At 73.0% G+C, this 16,721-nt stretch carries 15 protein-coding genes; 2 read left to right on the forward strand and 13 right to left on the reverse strand.

Annotated features, from left to right (window positions below; translation table 11 throughout):
• Window positions 1–38: 38 nt before the first annotated feature.
• The 6 genes from nudC to I6J71_RS38400 are packed head-to-tail and all read right to left on the reverse strand — an operon-like array spanning window position 39 to window position 6,962.
• Window positions 39–1,046 (reverse strand): NAD(+) diphosphatase, encoded by a 1,008-nt coding sequence (gene nudC / locus I6J71_RS38375; RefSeq protein ID WP_204091330.1) that lies wholly within the window; start codon window positions 1,044–1,046, stop codon window positions 39–41.
• Window positions 1,046–2,437, reverse strand: a complete 1,392-nt coding sequence (locus tag I6J71_RS38380) for a pitrilysin family protein (protein ID WP_204091331.1) — start codon at window positions 2,435–2,437, stop codon at window positions 1,046–1,048. The genes nudC and I6J71_RS38380 overlap by 1 nt, the downstream gene beginning before the upstream one ends.
• Entirely contained in the window at window positions 2,434–3,729 is a 1,296-nt protein-coding gene (locus I6J71_RS38385) for a pitrilysin family protein (protein WP_204091332.1), read from the reverse strand. The genes I6J71_RS38380 and I6J71_RS38385 overlap by 4 nt, the downstream gene beginning before the upstream one ends.
• 9 nt (window positions 3,730–3,738) lie before the next feature.
• A complete protein-coding gene (locus tag I6J71_RS38390; RefSeq protein ID WP_204091333.1) occupies window positions 3,739–5,253 on the reverse strand; it encodes a DUF2207 domain-containing protein in 1,515 nt (504 codons plus the stop codon).
• Window positions 5,246–5,959, reverse strand: a complete 714-nt coding sequence (locus I6J71_RS38395; RefSeq protein WP_239154152.1) for a DUF2207 domain-containing protein — start codon at window positions 5,957–5,959, stop codon at window positions 5,246–5,248. The genes I6J71_RS38390 and I6J71_RS38395 overlap by 8 nt, the downstream gene beginning before the upstream one ends.
• A 7-nt stretch (window positions 5,960–5,966) precedes the next feature.
• Entirely contained in the window at window positions 5,967–6,962 is a 996-nt protein-coding gene (locus I6J71_RS38400) for an RDD family protein (protein WP_204091335.1), read from the reverse strand.
• 151 nt (window positions 6,963–7,113) lie between these two features.
• Here I6J71_RS38400 and I6J71_RS38405 point away from each other — a divergent pair, with 151 nt between their 5' ends.
• Window positions 7,114–8,118 carry a stage II sporulation protein M gene (locus I6J71_RS38405; protein WP_204091336.1) on the forward strand — a complete coding sequence of 335 codons (1,005 nt, stop codon included), beginning with the start codon at window positions 7,114–7,116 and terminating at the stop codon, window positions 8,116–8,118.
• Window positions 8,119–8,126: 8 nt separating this feature from the next.
• Here the strand turns inward: I6J71_RS38405 and I6J71_RS38410 are convergent, their stop codons facing one another.
• From I6J71_RS38410 to I6J71_RS38430, 5 genes are read right to left on the reverse strand one after another with little or no spacing between them, the layout of a single operon-like run.
• The gene (locus I6J71_RS38410; protein ID WP_204091337.1) at window positions 8,127–9,413 is read right to left on the reverse strand and encodes a DUF58 domain-containing protein; all 1,287 of its coding nucleotides are present in this window, start codon (window positions 9,411–9,413) and stop codon (window positions 8,127–8,129) included.
• 3 nt (window positions 9,414–9,416) lie between these two features.
• Window positions 9,417–10,400 carry a MoxR family ATPase gene (locus I6J71_RS38415; RefSeq protein ID WP_204091338.1) on the reverse strand — a complete coding sequence of 328 codons (984 nt, stop codon included), beginning with the start codon at window positions 10,398–10,400 and terminating at the stop codon, window positions 9,417–9,419.
• Window positions 10,397–11,542 (reverse strand): DUF4350 domain-containing protein, encoded by a 1,146-nt coding sequence (locus I6J71_RS38420; RefSeq protein WP_204091339.1) that lies wholly within the window; start codon window positions 11,540–11,542, stop codon window positions 10,397–10,399. The genes I6J71_RS38415 and I6J71_RS38420 overlap by 4 nt, the downstream gene beginning before the upstream one ends.
• Window positions 11,539–12,174, reverse strand: a complete 636-nt coding sequence (locus tag I6J71_RS38425; protein ID WP_204091340.1) for a DUF4129 domain-containing protein — start codon at window positions 12,172–12,174, stop codon at window positions 11,539–11,541. The genes I6J71_RS38420 and I6J71_RS38425 overlap by 4 nt, the downstream gene beginning before the upstream one ends.
• Window positions 12,171–13,508 (reverse strand): hypothetical protein, encoded by a 1,338-nt coding sequence (locus I6J71_RS38430; RefSeq protein WP_204091341.1) that lies wholly within the window; start codon window positions 13,506–13,508, stop codon window positions 12,171–12,173. The genes I6J71_RS38425 and I6J71_RS38430 overlap by 4 nt, the downstream gene beginning before the upstream one ends.
• Before the next feature lie 335 nt (window positions 13,509–13,843).
• Between I6J71_RS38430 and I6J71_RS38435 the strand changes: the two genes are divergently transcribed.
• Window positions 13,844–14,845, forward strand: a complete 1,002-nt coding sequence (locus I6J71_RS38435; protein WP_204091342.1) for a neutral zinc metallopeptidase — start codon at window positions 13,844–13,846, stop codon at window positions 14,843–14,845.
• Between the two features lie 25 nt (window positions 14,846–14,870).
• On the opposite strand, the gene I6J71_RS38440 is transcribed toward I6J71_RS38435, so the two are convergent.
• Both I6J71_RS38440 and I6J71_RS38445 read right to left on the reverse strand, forming a co-directional pair.
• Entirely contained in the window at window positions 14,871–15,341 is a 471-nt protein-coding gene (locus I6J71_RS38440) for a hypothetical protein (RefSeq protein WP_239154153.1), read from the reverse strand.
• Between the two features lie 87 nt (window positions 15,342–15,428).
• Window positions 15,429–16,511 carry a TrkA family potassium uptake protein gene (locus I6J71_RS38445; protein ID WP_204091343.1) on the reverse strand — a complete coding sequence of 361 codons (1,083 nt, stop codon included), beginning with the start codon at window positions 16,509–16,511 and terminating at the stop codon, window positions 15,429–15,431.
• Window positions 16,512–16,721: the final 210 nt, after the last annotated feature.

A 16,721-nucleotide genomic window follows, 5' to 3' on the forward strand; every position in this document is an offset into this window, starting at 1 on the left:
TCCCCGGTACGGGAAGGGCCCTCATCACCAGCGAAAAGTCACTCCTCGGCGTCCGCCCACGCCTTCAGCATCACACGGGCGATCGACGAGTTCCCCGGCAGCAGGATCTGCGCCGCACCCTCCGCGATCGGGGTGGTGACGTCGGTGCCGCTGTTGCGGAAGGCCTCGCGCAGCTCGGCCCGGGAGACCCACAACGCTTCTTCGATCTCGCCGTCCGCCGGCACCAAGGGCTGCGAGCGGGAAGCCCGGGCGGTGAAACCCAGCATGATCGAACGCGGGAACGGCCACGGCTGGCTGCCCAGGTAGCGGATGTCCGTCACGTCCACCCCCACCTCCTCGCCGATCTCGCGGGAGACGCAGCCCTCCAGCGACTCGCCGGCTTCGACGAAGCCGGCGAGGACGGAGTAGCGGCCGGGCGGCCAGATGGGCTGGCGCGCGAGCAGCACGTGGGACCCGTTGACCCCGTCTTCGTCGTGGACCAGGCAGATCACCGCGGGGTCGGTGCGCGGGTACTCCTCGTGGCCCTTGGCCTCGCACTTGCTGGCCCAGCCGAAGTGAACGAGGTTCGTGGGCGAACCGTCGCGGGTGCAGAAGCGGGCCTGGCGCCGCCAGTGGCGCAGCGCTTGGGCGGTGGTGAACAGGCCGGCCGACGTGTCGTCCAACTGGTCACCGTAGCCGCGCAGCTCGACCCAGATCTCGCCGTCCGCGCGGGGCACCTCTTCGACCACACCCCAGCTGCCGGCCATCTTCACCGTGTCCGCGTCGCCCTCGGCACGGCCCGGGAGCGACCAGTAGTCGGTGTCCTCCCACTCGCCGAGGAACACCGCGTCGGCCGGCGGTTCCGTGCCGAAGTCGATGGCCTTGCGGGTGGCGAGCGACGAGCCGCCCTCGGCGACCGGGGTGCGGCCGGTGTCGTCGAGCAGCACGACGCGGGCCTCGGACCACTTCTCGAGGAGCCGCTCCGGGTTGGTGCGCAACATCTCCTGGCGGTCCACAGTGGAACGTGACAGTGTCGGCAGGGTGCCGAGGGCGAACGGGACGGTCATCAGGCCGGCTCGCCCGTCTCGGACCCCACGGTCACCTCGCCCAGCGCTGTCAGCTTCGGCGCGAGCACGTCGGCGTCACCGACGACCACGCCGGTGAACCGCGTGGGCGCGAAGAAGTCCAGCGCCGCCTGCGCGACCTGCTCCTCCGTGACCGCCGCCAGCCGCGCCGGGTGCTCCTGCAGCCACTCGACGCCGAGGCCCGTGGACGCCAGCGCCAGCAGCTGCCCGGCCAGCCCCGCCTGCGACGACGTCGACGTGACCAGCGAGCCGATCGCGTACTGCCGCACCGATTCGACCTCTTCGGCCGTCGGCGGCACGAGCACGAGCCGGCCCAGCTCGTAGCGGGTCTCCAGCAGCGCGGCCGCGGTGACCTCATTGGCGGTGTCGGCGTCGACGTTCACCACGGCGTTCTGCCCCGTGAACTCGAACCCCGAGTGGGCGCCGTAGGTGTACCCCTTGTCCTCGCGGATGTTCTCGACCAGCCGCGACGAGAAGTACCCGCCGAACGCCAGGTTCGCCAGCTGCAGCGCCGGGTACCGCGGGTCGGTGCGGGTCACCGTCTGCGCCGAAAGCCGGATCTGCGACTGCACGGCGCCGGCGCGCGGCACCAGCAGCACAGCACCACCGGCCAGCTCCGGCAACGCCGGCAGCACCGCGGCCGACCGGTCCGAGGCCCAGCCGCCGAGCGCGCGCTCCAGCTCGGCCGGCACGGCCTGCGGGTCGAGGTCACCGACCACCACGAGCACGGAACCGCGCGGCAGCACCGAAGCCGCGTGCAGCGCCCGCACCTGCTCCGGGGTGACCACGGCGACGTCGGCCGCCTCCGGGACCTCACGGGTCACCGGGTGGTCGCCGTAGCGGTGCTTCTGCAGCGCCTCGCGCGCGATCGTGCGCGGCTGCGTCCGCGACACCGCGATGCGCTCGATCAGCCGCTCGCGTTCGCGCGTCACCTCGGTCGCGCCGTAGGTGGCACCGGTGAGCACGTCCCCGAGCACCTCGAGCAGCGTCGGGAGGCCGTCGGACAGCGCGGAACCGTTGACGTACAACCGTTCCGGGTCCACGCCCGCGCCGAGGTCACCACCGATCAGCGCCAGCTCGGCGTCGATCTCCACGCGGTCGCGCTTCGCCGTGCCGGTGAGCAGCGTCTCGGCCAGGACCTCCGCCGTGGCCGGGTGCAGCTTGTCGTCCCCCGCGAACGGGATCCACAGCCGCACCTCCACGAGCGGCACGGAAGGCTTGCGCACGGCCAGCACGCGCAGGCCGTTGCTCAGCGTCGTGTCCACGTGGGACAGTTCGGCCGCGGCGCGCTGCTCACCCAGCGCGGGCAGCGGACGCGGGCCGACGGCCGTGCGGCCGATCTCCTCCGCACTGCGGTGCGTAGCCGAGGTCACTGCTCGTCCATCCCTTCGGAGTTGGCGGGCTTCACGACGAGCACGGCGCGCGCATCCGGGCGCAGCGCCTTCGCCGCGGCCGACACGGCTTCACCGGTGACCGCCGACATGCGGTCGGCCAGCCGGTGCACCAGCGACGCGTCGCCGTACAGCAGCTCGAACGCGCCGAACGCCAGCGTGCGCGACACCAGCCGGTCGTGTTCCGAGTGCAGGCTCGCGGCCCAGCGGGCCGTCACCTTCTTCAGCTCCTGCTCGTCCGGCGGCGTCGACGCGAGCTTCTCGAGCTCCTCGTCGAGGGCGGCCAGCACGCGCTCGCGCGCCACGTCCGGCGGGTGGATCGCGGTGATCGTGAACGTGTCGGGGTCGCGCGCCTCGAACGGGCCGAACAGCCCGGCGCCGGCGCCGATGTCGACGACCAGCGGCTCGCGGTGCACGAGGCGCTGCTGCAGCCGGGAGCCGTCACCGTCGGTGAGGACGCCGGCGAGCACGAGGTACGCGAGATAACCGTCGAGGTCGTTGATGGGATCGGGCATGCGGTAGCCCACGGCGAGCGCGGGCAGCGGCGCGTGCGCGTCCTCGTGCTCGCCGTGCAGCTCGGTCGTCGGCACCGGTTCCGCGAACGACGGGCGGTTCGGCGCCGGCCGGTGCGGCACGTCGCCGAAGTGCTTCTGGATCAGCGCTTTCGCGTTCTCCACGACGAAGTCGCCGGCGACGGTGAGCACCGCGTTGGCCGGCGAGTAGTAGGTGTCGAAGAACGCCGCGCAGTCGTCGAGAGTCGCGCCTTCGAGGTCCTCGAACGCGCCGTAGCCGTCGTGAGCGTTGGCGAACGTCGAGTACAGCACCGGCGGCAGGAGGATCCAGGGGAACCCGCCGTAGGGCCGGTTGCGCACGTTGAGGCGGATCTCCTCCTTGACGACCTCGATCTGGTTCGCCAGGTTCTCCGCGGTCAGCTTCGGCGCGCGCATGCGGTCGGCTTCGAGGAACAGCGCGCGTTCGAGCGCCGCCGAAGGCAGCACCTCGAAGTAGTCGGTGTAGTCGGGGTGGGTGGACCCGTTGAAGGTCCCGCCGCTCGACTGCACATGGCGGAAGTGGGCCAGCTTCTCCAGGCTTTCACTGCCCTGGAACATCAGGTGCTCGAAGAGGTGCGCGAAACCCGTCAACCCCTCCGGCTCGGAACGGAAGCCCACGTCGTAGTGCACGCTGACCCCGACAACCGGCGCGGTCGGGTCCGGGGCGAGCACCACGCGCAGACCGTTGTCAATCGTGAAACGGTGAAGCTCGGGATCGGCCATGCCCCCACCCTACGCAGAGGTGGCGGCGCGCTGCTCGACCGGTGGTACCGCTCCCACGCGGTGTCGTGTCCCTGCGGCGGCCGCCACGAGCGCCGCCGTGAACGCCCTGGTCCGGGCGGCGTCGTCGCCGGCGTCGGACCAGTACGCCTGCAGCGAACGCGCCGGGGCCGGCACGTCCAGCGCGAGCGCGTACGGGAGCACGCGGGCGAACACCAGGTCGTCGGCGGGTTCCGCGGCGAGCAGTACGGCGCGCAGGCCGAGGAGCTGTTCGCGCAGGTACGTGCCGCTGGGCGTCCGCAGCGGCAGCCACGACGCGCCCAGGACGAGCGCGGCTCCGGCGCCCAGCACGACGAGGCCGAGCTGGGCGTAGCCGACGGTGAAAGCGAGCACGACGGTGAGAAACGCGCCGTAGCAGCAGCCGCGAATGCCCGCCCGGGCCAGCTGCGCCGGGCGGCGCGAGAGCCAGCCGCGGCGCACGGCGTCGGCGAGCGGGTCGGCTTCGACCGTGAAGGGGGCCAGGCGCGCCGATTCCCCCGGCACGACCGTTACGTACACCGCGCGTTCGAACGCGGTGAGCTGCTCGTCGGGCGGGTTGCGGCGGTGCAGGGCGGGACCGTCGGTGACCCAGAGGTAGTTGCGGACGCAGAGGTCGAGCACGGTCGCGGCGACGTCGACCGCGTCGGCGCGACCGGTCAACAGCACGCCGACGTGGCCGGGCAGCACGCCTTGCGGCGACGAGAACTGCCCGTCCACCTGGAGCTGCACGGGCAACGCGGTCGCGCGGTCACGGCGGCGCACCACGACCAGCAGCGCGATCCCGGCGAGCAGCAGCACCGCCAGGGCGAGCCACGCAGCCACGACCGGGGTCGTCACGAGGAAGGCGCCGGCCAGGGTGCTCGCGGGCACCAGGTGCTCGTTCGCGGGCACCGTGCCGGCGGGCAGCTCCGCGGTGAGCTCCACGCGATCGCCCGGGGCCAGCTTCGACACCGAAACGCGGGTGAGCCCCGAGTGGTCGAGCTGCGCGGCGCCGCACGGCGTGCCGGAGCCGGGCGGGCCGGCCAGGCAGGTCAGCGCGTCGGGCAGGTTCGGCGCCGCGAAGGTGGCGCGCAGGAGCTCGAGCCGGGTGTCCCAGCCGGCGGCGACGTCCCACGTCACCTGCTCGACGCCGAGCGTGCGCCCGACCACTCCGTCGACCGTGTAGCGCACGATCGACGTGCCGCCGCGCAGGTCGAAGGTGACCTGGTCTTCGGTGGTGTCGGCGCTGCCGGCGCCTTCGATGCTCAGGTCGCGCACGGTGAGCAGGCGGTCGTGGGCGTCGTCGGCGGACGTGCGCAGCGGGAGGGTGCGGGTCATCGTCGTGCCGGCCGGGACCGACACGGCCTCGGTGACGGACAGGCTGCCGTCGCGCTGGAGCTTGAGGGTGACCTCGGCGCTCTGCGGCAGCACGGGCAGGTCCTGCGCCTGCGCTGGGGTGGCGGTGAAGACGAGCGCCGCGAGCGCGAGGAGGACGGCGACCCTAAGCACGGGCCAGCACCCGCTGCCGGGTTTCGCGGCGGCGCCGCAGCCAGGTGGCCGCGGCGCCGGCCAGTAGCACGGCCAGTGCGACGAGCGGGATCCCGGGTCCCGTGAGGAAATCGGTGACCGGCGAGACCCGGACGAACCGGGCGTTCTCGGCCAGCGCGCCCGGCGGGACCTGCACCACGAGGTCGACGCGGTCGCCGCGGCGGAGGCCGTCCTGTTCGACGGTGGCCACGCCGCCGGCGCCGAGTTCGGAGAACGTGCAGTGGCGGGCCGAACCGGCGGCGCCGGCGTAACAGTCCACTGTGGATATTGGAGAAGCGGATATTGGAGGCGTGGAGATCGGAGACGTGGGGATGCCCGGCGCGCTCAGCCGGGCGGTGAGCGTGGTGAGGTCCTGGTCCCAGCCGCCGGTGACGGGCCAGCGGACCTGGCCGCCGCCGGCGACGGCACCGTCCACTGTGTACGTCAGGGTGGCGTCGCCGGTGTAGCCGGCGGTGATGCCGCCGGCGTCCTCGGTGAGGTGGCCGGCGCCGGTGACGCGGGCGTCGCGGACGGTGTACACCCGGTTTTCGTCGTCGGTGACGGGCACGCGCAGCGCGATCCGGTGCGTGGCCGGGGCCGTGGTCGTGACGCGTTCGACGACCGTGACGGACCCGTCGGGGTGGGCGGTGGCGGTGGCGGTCACGCCGAGGGCCGGGGCGATCAGCACGGGTGGCTCAGCTCGGCGGGGTGAACGGGTTCTCCGGCTCCGGCGGCCGGCTCTCCTGCGCGGGGGCCGCGCCATTGCGCTGCTGCGGCGGCGAGGACGACTGGTGCGCCGAGGGCGCTGGTTGCCGGTCCGAGGGCGGCGGTTGGTGCCAGGGCTGCTGGAACCCGGTCACCGCCGACGGCACGTGGTAGGCCGGTTGCTGCTGGTAAGGGGGCTGCGGTGCCTGCGCTCCCGCGTACACCTGCTGCGCGAGCCGGGCCTGGTCGCGGTTGCGGCGTTCGGCCAGCACCGCCGACAGGAACACCCACGCCGGCATCCCGTAGGGCACCGCCACACCGATCGCGTGCGCCACCTGCTGGGCGAGCCCATAGCCGAGCGCTTCGGCGGCGTCGGGCCGCAGTTCCTGGAACCGGGCGAGGAACTGGCGGGCGGCGAGCGCCAGGTCGTCGGGCAGCCGGGACAGGTCGAGTTGCGCGGCCCACCCCTCGAGGCCCGGCGGCATCGCGACGTACGCCTGCGCGCTGTGCGGCACGCGTTCGCGGATCACGAGCGTGCCCGCGAGGTAGTCGCCGACGCGGCGGCCGTTCGAGGAGCTCAGCGACACGATCACGGCCACCGCGCCGAGGAAGCCCAGTGCCCAGAAGTCCACGAAGAAGCCCGCGAGCGCGCGGGTGAGAGCGTGGCGGAAGCGGATGGGCCCGCCGTCGAGCCGGACCACGCGCAGGCCGAGCGCGAGCTTGCCGAGCGAGCGGCCGCGGCTGAGCGTCTCGAACAGCACGGGGTAACCGATCACTACGAGCACGAACACCGTCAGCAGCAGCGCGACCGACAGCGCCGGGTCGAGGTCGGGCGAAGCGACGGCGACGACCACCACGACGATCAGCAGGAACGCCGCCTGCACGAGCACGTCGATCAGCATAGCGACGCCGCGGCTGGCGAGCTTGGCCACCCGCAGGTCGAGGACGACGGCCTCTCCGGTGACGAGATCGGACTCTTCCTGCACCGGGCAAGCCTAGTTGCCGGTCCGGCCAAGAGGAGGCGGACACCCAGCCGAGCGCCGCCTGCAGGTCGCAACGATTTCACCGTGGCTGTGACCGGATCGGCAACAGCCACCGCGCAGTGAGCCCTAGGCTGGGGTTCCAGGAGGTGATCGGGTGGACGTCGACGTCTTCGTGGCGGCGCACGGCGCGGAGTGGGCGCGGCTCGGTGAGCTCGTGCGGCAGCGGAAGCTGTCCGGCGCCGAAACCGACGAGCTCGTGACGCTCTACCAGCGCACGGCCACGCACCTGTCGATCATCCGCTCGACGGCGCCCGACCCGGCGCTGTTGGCCCGGCTGTCGGCGCTCGTGGCGCGGGCCCGGTCCGCGGTGACGGGTTCGCACAGCCCCGCGTGGCGCGAGGTGGCCCTGTTCTTCACCCGCCGGTTCCCGGCCGCCGTCTACCTGAGCCGGCGCTGGTGGATCCCGGCCGCGCTGGTGTCGGTAGCGCTGATGGCAGTGCTCGGCGTGTGGATCGCGGGCGACGACTCGGTGCGCGCTTCGCTGATCCCCCCCGACGAGGTCAAGGCGCTGACAGCCCCCGGCGGCCAGTACGAGACGTACTACTCGACCGGCCCGGCGGGCTCGTTCGCCGCCAAGGTGTGGACGAACAACGCGTGGGTCGCGGCGACGTGCCTGTTCCTCGGCGTCGCGCTCGGGCTGCCCGTGATCAGCGCGCTGTGGCTCAACTCGCTCAACGCCGGCATCGCCATCGGCCTCATGTCCTCGGCCGGGCGCGGCGACGTGCTGCTCGGCCTGCTGCTGCCCCACGGCTTGCTGGAGCTCACGGCCGTCTTCATCGCGGCCGGCACGGGGCTGAAGCTCGGCTGGACCGTGCTCGACCCCGGCCGGCGTTCCCGCAGCGCCGCGCTGGCCGAGCAGGGCCGGTCCGTGGTGGTGATCGCGCTGGGACTGGCGTGCGTGCTGCTGGTGTCGGGTGTGATCGAGGCGTTCGTGACACCGTCGGGCTGGCCGACGTGGGTGCGCATCGGCATCGGTGTGGTCGTCGAACTGCTGTTCCTGACCTACGTCTTCACACTCGGCCGCCGCGCCGCCCGCGACGGCGAACTCGGCGATCTGGATCGGCGCTACGCCGGCGACGCGCTGCCCGAAGCGGGTTAGGCCTTCCCCTACAGCCGCCCGGCAGCTTTCAGCGCGAGGTAGCGGTCGGCCAGCGCCGGGGGCAGGTCTTCCGGTACGGCGTCCACCACGTCGACCCCGCGGCGGGACAGGCGGGCGGTGGCGGAAGCCCGTTCGGCGAGCGTCCGTTCCGCCGCGGCCGCGTCGTAGACGGACTCGGCGTCGCCGCGGGCAGCAGCCATTTCGGCGACGCGGGGATCGGCCACAGAAGCGACGATGACGTGGTGCCGCGAGGTCAGCGACGTCAGCACGGGGAACAGCCCCTCCTCCAGCGGCGCCGGGTCGAGGCCGGTCAGCAGGACCACGAGAGCGCGGCGGCGGGTGCGCCGCAGGACCTCGGCGACCATGCCGCGCGCGTCAGTCTCGACCAGCGAGGGCTCGAGCGGCGCCAGGGCGTTCACCAAGGCCGGCAGCAACGCCGGTGAGCTCGGGACCGCGGCCCGCACCTGGCGGTCGTACGCGAGCAGGTCGACGCGGTCGCCCGCGCGGGAGGCCAAGGCAGCGAGCAGCAGCGCGGCGTCCATGGCCGCGTCGAGCCGGGGCGCGTCGCCGACGCGGCCGGCGGAGACGCGGCCCGTGTCGAGGACCAGCACCACGTGGCGGTCGCGTTCGGGGCGCCAGGTGCGAACCATCACGTCGGCCGCGCGGGCGGTGGCGCGCCAGTCGATGGAGCGCACGTCGTCGCCCACGACGTATTCGCGCAGCGAGTCGAATTCGGTGCCCTGGCCGCGGATCATCGCGGCGCTGCGGCCGTCGAGCTGCTGCAGCCGCGCGAGCCGCGAGGGCAGGTGCTTGCGGCTGTGGAACGGCGGCAGCACCCGCACCGACCACGGCACCTCGTGCGAACCCTGCCGCGCCGCCAAACCGAGGGGGCCGACGGCGCGCACGGTCACGCGGAACGCCCGCCGGTCACCGCGTCGGGTGGGGAGCATGGCGGTGGTGACGGCGCGCCGCTCCCCCGCCGGGACGACCACGCGGTGCCGGTCGGCGGCACCGGCACTCGGCGGCCACGCGTCGCGCAGCAGCCCTCGCACGGTGCGCCGGCCCGGGTTCGTGACGGTCAGCATGACCTCGGCCGGCTCACCGAGCCGCACGGAAGTGGTGCCACTGCGGGAAAATCGCAACGCGCGGACGCTGCCGGCCAGCGCCACGTCGACGGCCACCAGCACAAGCAGCACCGCGACGACACCGAGCACGCCGGCGGTGGACGGGAACAGCAGCCCGACCACCAGCGCCCCCATCAGCGCCAGCAGCCCGAGCCGCCCGGTGAGCGCCACCCCTCAGCGCGGCACCGGCACGGAGGCCAGCACCCGGTCGAGGACCCCGTCGGCCGTCACGCCTTCGAGCTCGGCCTCCGGCCGCACGTCGAGGCGGTGCCGGAGCGCCGGTCGGGCCAGCGCCTTCACGTCGTCCGGTGTCGCGTAGTCGCGGCCCGCGAGCCAGGCCCACGCGCGTGTCACAGCGAGCAGACCCGTTGCGCCACGGGGAGAAACGCCCAGCCGGACGGCCGGCAGCTCGCGCGTCGCGCGGCACAGGTCCACGACGTAGCCGATGACCTCGGGCCCGATGGTCACCCGCGCCACCGCCTGGCGCGCCGTCTCCAGCTGCGCCGCGCCCGCGACCGGGCGGAGGCCCGCGGCCGCGAGGTCGCGCGGGTCGAAACCCTGCGCGTGGCGCCAGAGGATGCCGATCTCGTCCTCGCGCGAGGGTGCCGGCATGGTCAGCTTGAGCAGGAACCGGTCGAGCTGCGCCTCCGGCAGCGGGTAGGTCCCCTCGTACTCCACCGGGTTCTGCGTCGCGATCACCACGAACGGGTCGGGCAGCGGCCGCGGCCGCCCGTCCACCGACACCTGCCGCTCCTCCATCGCCTCCAGCAGCGACGACTGCGTCTTCGGCGGCGTGCGGTTGATCTCGTCGGCCAGCAGCAGGTTCGTGAACACCGGGCCCTCGCGGAACGAGAACTCGCCGCTGTGCGCGTCGTACACGAGCGAACCCGTGACGTCGCCGGGCATCAGGTCGGGCGTGAACTGCACGCGCGTCGTCTTCAAGTCCAGCGCCGCCGCCAAAGCCCGCACCAGCAACGTCTTCGCGACGCCCGGCACACCCTCCAGCAGCACGTGCCCGCGGCAGAGCAGCGCCAGGATGAGCCCGGTGACGGCCGCGTCATTGCCCACCACGGCCTTGCCGACCTCGGCGCGCAGGGCGATCAGCGCCGACCGGGCGGCGTTCGCCTCCGCAGGCGCCTGCGTCTGTTCGGTGCTCAAGACCGCTCCACCTCTCGTTCCACAGTGTCCAGTTCGTCCGCGAGCCGGACCAGCCCGGCGTCGTCCTCCGGCGGCGACCCGTAGAGCACGCCGCCGACTTCGGCCGCCGGACGGCCCGTGCGCGCGCTCACCGCCTCGACGACCGCCGCCGCTTCGGCTTCGCGCGGCAAGCCCAGTCTCGTGCGCAGCCGCGTGCGGGCCGCTTCGCGCAACGTCTCGGCCGCGTGCCCGGCCGCCCCACCCCGGCGGTACAGGCGCGCGCGGCCCTCCGCCGTCTCCGCCGCCCGCACCAGCACCGGCAGCGGTTCGTTCACCACCGGGCCGAGCCGCCGCGCCCGCCACAACGCGAACAGCACCACGGCGATCCCGGCCGTGAACGCACCGTAGCGCCAGCCCGACGGGATGACCTCGTAGAAGGATTTCTGCCCGTCGCCGAGCGCGGGGTCGTTCGGCGACGGCACGTACCAGACGAGCCGCTGGTGATCACCGAGCAGCCGCAGCCCGAGCGCCGCGTTGCCGTCGTCGGCGAGGCGGTCGTTGGTCAACGGCGCGCCGGTGCCCAGCAGCGTGACGGTGCCCGTGCGGTCGGCGAACTGCACGAGCGTCGGGTTCCGGCCGTCGCGGTAGCACTGGCGCGCTTCGGAGTCGTCCGTGCGGAAGAGCATGCCGCCGAGCGTCGCGGTGCCCGCGCCGACCGCGGCTCCCACTGTGCACCCGGGCGCCAGCGTCCGGACGTCGGTGGTGCCGGCGGTCGTGACGGTCGGGACCACTGTGGACAGTGCCTTCGCGTCCGGGGCCACGAGCACGAGGTGCGCGACGCGGCGGCGCAGGTCCGGCAAACCGTTGTCCGGAACGCGTTCGGGCGCGGTGACCACGAGCGTGCCGCCGTCGGCCTGCTGCAGCGCTTCGGCGATCGTGTGCACGGGGCGGACGTCCACGCCTTCTTCCTGCAGCAGGTGCGCGAGCGCGTGGCTGCCCCTCGGTTCGTAGGACCCGGGTTCGAGGTCGCCGTTCAGCTGGCCGCCGCGGCTGAGCACGAGCGCCAGCGCGACGAGCACGATCAGCAGCAGGAGCCCGAGCGGCACCCGCGCGCCGCGCCAGATGCGCCGCAGATCAGGGGAAACCGACGTGGTGGTGCTCACGCGCCCACCAGCACCGGGCGCTCGCGGCGGACCCGGTCGTCGAGGTCCGTCAGTGCCCGGTACGCGGCTTCGGTGCCGGGCCGTCCGCCGTAGTGCACGTCGTCGAACTGCCGGGCGCCGGCCGCGAGGTCGGTGGCGAGGTTGGGCAGCAGCGCCCCGGCTTCCGCGGCGGCTTCGTCGGCCGTGCGGCCCGAGCGGGCGTCGAGCAACGCCCGTTCCTCCAGTCCGCGGACGAGCGCACGGAAGCGTTCACGCACGGCGTCGGCGAACTGCCCGCGCGCCGCGGCCTGTTCGGCGGCCTTGCGGTACTCGTCGGCGCTGCGGCGGCGGCCCGAGAAGAGCTGCCGGGCGGCCTGCGCCGCGCGCCCGACCTTCCCGACGCGCAGGCGCACCACCACGATCAGCACGATCACCAGCGCGAGGATCAGCAGCAGTCCCAGCGGTCCCCCGGGAACACCGGACAGGCTGCTGAGCAGTTCGCTGAACTTCTCGCCGAGCCACGTCGCGAGCTGCTGCAGCACACTCGGCCGCGCGTCCGCGTACGCGGGGTTGCTCAGCTCCTCGATCGCCCGCAGGCGAGCGGGGTCCCGGTCGATGTCGACCGGGACGTCGGTGAGGAAGAGGACCGTCACCACGCCGTCCGCGGCGGTGCCGGCGGGGGGTTGAGGCCCGCGGCCCTGGCCAATTCGATGTCCATGCCCTCGCGCCGCATGCGCTGGTCGATGTAGAGGACCACCGTGACGAGCGCGGTGAACGGCGTGACGATCGTCGACGCGATCACCGTGCCCACCGACTGGAGCACCAGCCCGCCGGTGGTCTGCTGAGGGACCTGCGCCTGCGGGTCGAACAGGCCCGAGAACGCGCCCGAGCCGAGGTCGAACGGGATGCCGATGATCGCCGAGATCAGCCAGCCGATCACCGCGGCGAGCAGCAGGATGCCCAGCACACGCCAAAACGCGCCCGACACCAGCGTGCGCGAGCGCCCGAACGCCTGGCGGATCGTGCCACGCTCGAGGACCAGCGCGGGGCTCGCGAGCGACCAGAACACGTACGGGATCACGGCGGGCAGCAAGCAGAAGATCGCGGCGACCGCGGTGGCCAGCCCGTACAGGACCGTCACCGCGAGCAGCGGCAGCAGCCGCGGCGCGGCCTCGCTCCAGGCCGAGCGGAAGTCGACGGGGCGCCCGAGCACGGCCTTGCCCATCACCACGGTGAGGAAGCCGGTGAGGAACGTCTGGCCGAGCAGCGTGATGATCAGCGTCGGGATGAGGCTCAGCGCGGTGGAACCCAGCAGCGAGTACAACGCGTCGAGCTGCTCCTGCTGGGTGGCGGCCGGGCCAAGCGCCGCGACGCGGTTGAGGTCGGGGCTGATCACCAGCGCCACCAAGAGGTTCAGCCCCGCCACGAGCACCGCGACGACCGCCGACATGCCGAGGATCAGCACCGGGTAGCGGCGGATGGCGGTGATCGCGCCGTCGAGGATGTCGCCGACGTTGAGCGGGCGCAATGAGATCACGCCGGGTTTGCCCAGGCCGTGCGGGTTCCACCCGGGGCCGGCGCCGTACGGGCCGGCGGGGTACTGCGGCACCGGCTGGGATTGCTGGTAGCCACCGGGAGACTGCCACTGCGAGCCGGGCCGCTGGGCACCGCCGGCGGGGGACTGCCAGTGGGCGCCGGGCTGCTGGTAACCGGGTGCGCCTTGCGGCGAACCCGGCTGCTGCGGGCTTCCGGGCGCCGGAGAGCCGGGCGGACCGGAAGCAGGAGTTCCCGAGGATTGCCACTGCCCACCGGGATGCTGGGCACCGGATTCCGGCGTGCCAGGCGATTGCGGGCTCTCCGAAGCGGGGCTGCCACCGGTGTTCCCGGTGTTTTCGGGGGACGAGCCGGCCGGGTCGGGACGCGGGAAGCCCTGGCTCGGGGTGGGCGCGTCGTCGCCGGGCCCCGGCGAGCCGGGTGTGTCTGTCATCGAAGCCCCTCGTGGTCACGGCCCGTCACTTGCTGCCGCTCACTCTTCCAGAGGCTCCCAAACCGGGCCAGACCTGGGGTGACACCCGCGTCGGGTGACCACGTGGGCACGAGTGGTGCGTGCGGCCCCCGTTCCCCCGATATGCTGAACCGAAGCCGGGGGCCGCCCGGCCCGTGCCGAGACCCTCCGGGACCGCCCTGATGACGCAACCGCCCTACGGCCAGGTGCCGCCTCGCGGGACCGTTCAACCGCCGCCGGTCCCGGGACCGGGACCAGGCCGGCAGGGACCGCCCCAGGTGCCCCCGCCGCAGGGACCGCCTCCGCAGAACCCGTGGATGAGCCAATATCCGCCGCAGCGCTACCCCGCGCCGCAGCCGCCGCGGCGCTCGCCGGGCGCGATCATCGGGCTCGCGCTGGGCGCGGTGACGGTGCTGGTGCTCGGCGTCGTCGCGATCGTCGCGCTGAACCGGCCGAGCACGGACGTCGGCGCCACCGGTTACCAGAACAACCCGGCGCCCGCGCCGACCAGCCCGCTGGAGCTGCCGCCGAACAACGGCTCGTCGTCCACCGCGTCTTCGGCGCCCGAGACGAGCACCGAGCCGAGCACCGCGGGACCGCGGAAGATCCTCAAGCTGGCCGACCACCCGATCCTTCAGGACCCGAACGCCGGACTGCAGAACCGCGTCTGCGACCTGCCGCCCTGGCAGAGCTCGCAGTCGGGCGCCGAAGCGTTCTTCACCGCGGCCAGCAAGTGCCTCGACGCGGCGTGGGGGCCGTTCCTGGAGGCCTACGACCTGCCGTTCACCCCGCCCGCTCTGCACTTCCCGACGGGCCCGAGCTTCGAGACCGCGTGCGGCACCATCCAGGTCGGCATCGCGACGGCGGCCTACTACTGCGAGAACAACCTGTACGTCCCGTTCGCCGGGCTGCAGACCGACCAGTACGGCAACAACCCGGGCGTCTACCTCGCGCTGTTCGCCCACGAGTACGGCCACCACGTGCAGGAGGTCGCCGGGATCATGGACGCCGCGTGGCAGAAGATCTACGCGGCCGGCCAGAACAGCGCCGAGGGCCTCGAGATGTCGCGCCGCAAGGAATTGCAGGCCCAGTGCTTCTCGGGCATGTTCCTCGGCGCCCACGTCGACCAGGGCGGCACGATCACCCGCGACATGTACAACAAGGCCTGGAACGACCAGGAAACCCGCGGGGACAACACGTCCCACAGCCACGACCACGGCACCAACGCCCACTACGCCTACTGGTGGCGCCAGGGCGCGAAGTCCAACCGCATCGCGGACTGCAACACGTTCGCGGCGCCGTCGTCGCTGGTCAGCTGACGGGTGCGGCTGCCCCCTCGGCGGCTCAGTGCAGCAGGGCGAGCTTGCCCGAGCCGCGGATGACGAGGAACGCGTACATCCCGCCGGAGAAGCACGCGAAGACCAGCAGCACCAGCGCGATCGGGCCGCGGGCGCCCTGCGAGCCGGCCGAGGTGTCGGCCGCGGTGACGCTGATGGTGCCGCTGTCGGCGGCGTCGACGGGGACGCCGACTTCGACCCGTTCGTTCATAGCGTGCCCACAGCCGTTGAGGGTGCCTTCGCGAGGCTTGCCGCCGAGCGTGAACTTGACGGATTCGACCGGGTCGGCCGCGGAGCACTCGGCGGGCTTGGTGACCTGGGCCTGCACCGGCGCGCCGGCGTCGGCGCCGGCGATGCCGAAGAGGCCGGGGCCGGCAAGCCACGCGAGCACGACCACGAGCACCCCGGCGGCGGCGGGAATGCCGACCTGGAGCCACCTCTGCACGGAGGTCTTGCTCGTGACGTCGGGAAGCTTCACGCCGCCATGGTTCCAGATGCCCTGGGCAAAACCCAGTGAGGTACCGGCCGCGGGGTAACCCTCCGCCGACCGGCCGTCACGGTGTGATCAGTTCTCGACCTTGTCCACCTGCGTCACTTTCTTGACGTACAGCAACCGGTCCCCCGGCTCGATCGCGTCGGCTTGCGGGGCGTCGACGCGGTAGAGCACGCCGTCCCGGACGAGGCCGAGCACGATGTCCGGCAGGTGCCGCGGCGAGCCGCCCTCTTCGGACGACTCGGCGGGGCGTTCGGCGATCGCGAGGCCCGACTCCGGCGTGATCAGGTCCTCGACCATGTCGACCAGGCGCGGGGCCGAGGTCGCCATGCCCATCAGCCGCCCGGCCGTCTCGCTCGAGACCACGACCTGGTTCGCACCGGACTGCTTGAGCAGGTGGACGTTCTCGGCCTCCCGCACCGACGCGACGATGTGGGCCTTCGGCGCCAGCTCGCGCGCGGTGAGCGTGACGAGCACCGCCGTGTCGTCGCGGTTCGGTGCCACGACCACCGCCTTGGCGTGCTGCACGCCGGCCACGCGCAGGACGTCGGCCCTGGTGGCGGAGCCGTGCACGGTCACGAGCCCCATCGAGCTCGCCGCGTCGAGCACCTGCTGGTCGGTGTCCACGACGACGATGCGGCTGGGCTGCACCTCTTCGTCCCCGAGCAGCGCGTTGACGGCCGAGCGGCCCTTCGTGCCGAACCCGACGACGACGGTGTGGTCGCGCACCTTCGTCCTCCACTTCTGGATCTTGAATGCCTGCCGGGAGCGCTCGGTGAGCACCTCCAGCGTGGTCCCGACGAGGACGATGAGGAAGAGCACGCGCAGCGGCGTGATGATGAGGATGTTCACCAGCCGCGCGGACGCCGAGGCCGGCGTGATGTCGCCGTAGCCGGTCGTGGACAACGAGACCGTGGCGTAGTAGATCGAGTCGAGGAACGAGAGCCCGTCGCCGTTGACGTCGCGGTAGCCGTCACGGTCGGCGTAGACGATCAGCACCGCGGCCAGCAGCGCGAGCAGCGCGCCGATGATCCGCTTGACGATCGCCCGCATCGGGCTCGTGGTGAGCTCCGGCATCCGGATCACGCCGACGAGCTCGTGATCGGGACGGTCGCTCAGCCGGACGTTCAGGGGCAGCCGTTTCAGGGCCTTCATGCACCGGCTCCCCGCGGGTGTTCGGCGTCACTCACAGCGGGGAGGATAGCCGAAGGTCAACGCCCGCACACCCGTCGCGGTGATCACGTTGTGGCAGGCTGCGGCCCTTGTCCGACTCGCACCGGCTCCCGTACTGGCCGGCGGGCCTGCTCGGCTGCGCCGGTGCCCTGCGGTCGCCCGGGCAGCCGCCGCTCGTGTGGTGGGCGCCGG

The organism is Amycolatopsis sp. FDAARGOS 1241, from assembly GCF_016889705.1.
Classification (GTDB): Bacteria; Actinomycetota; Actinomycetes; order Mycobacteriales; family Pseudonocardiaceae; genus Amycolatopsis.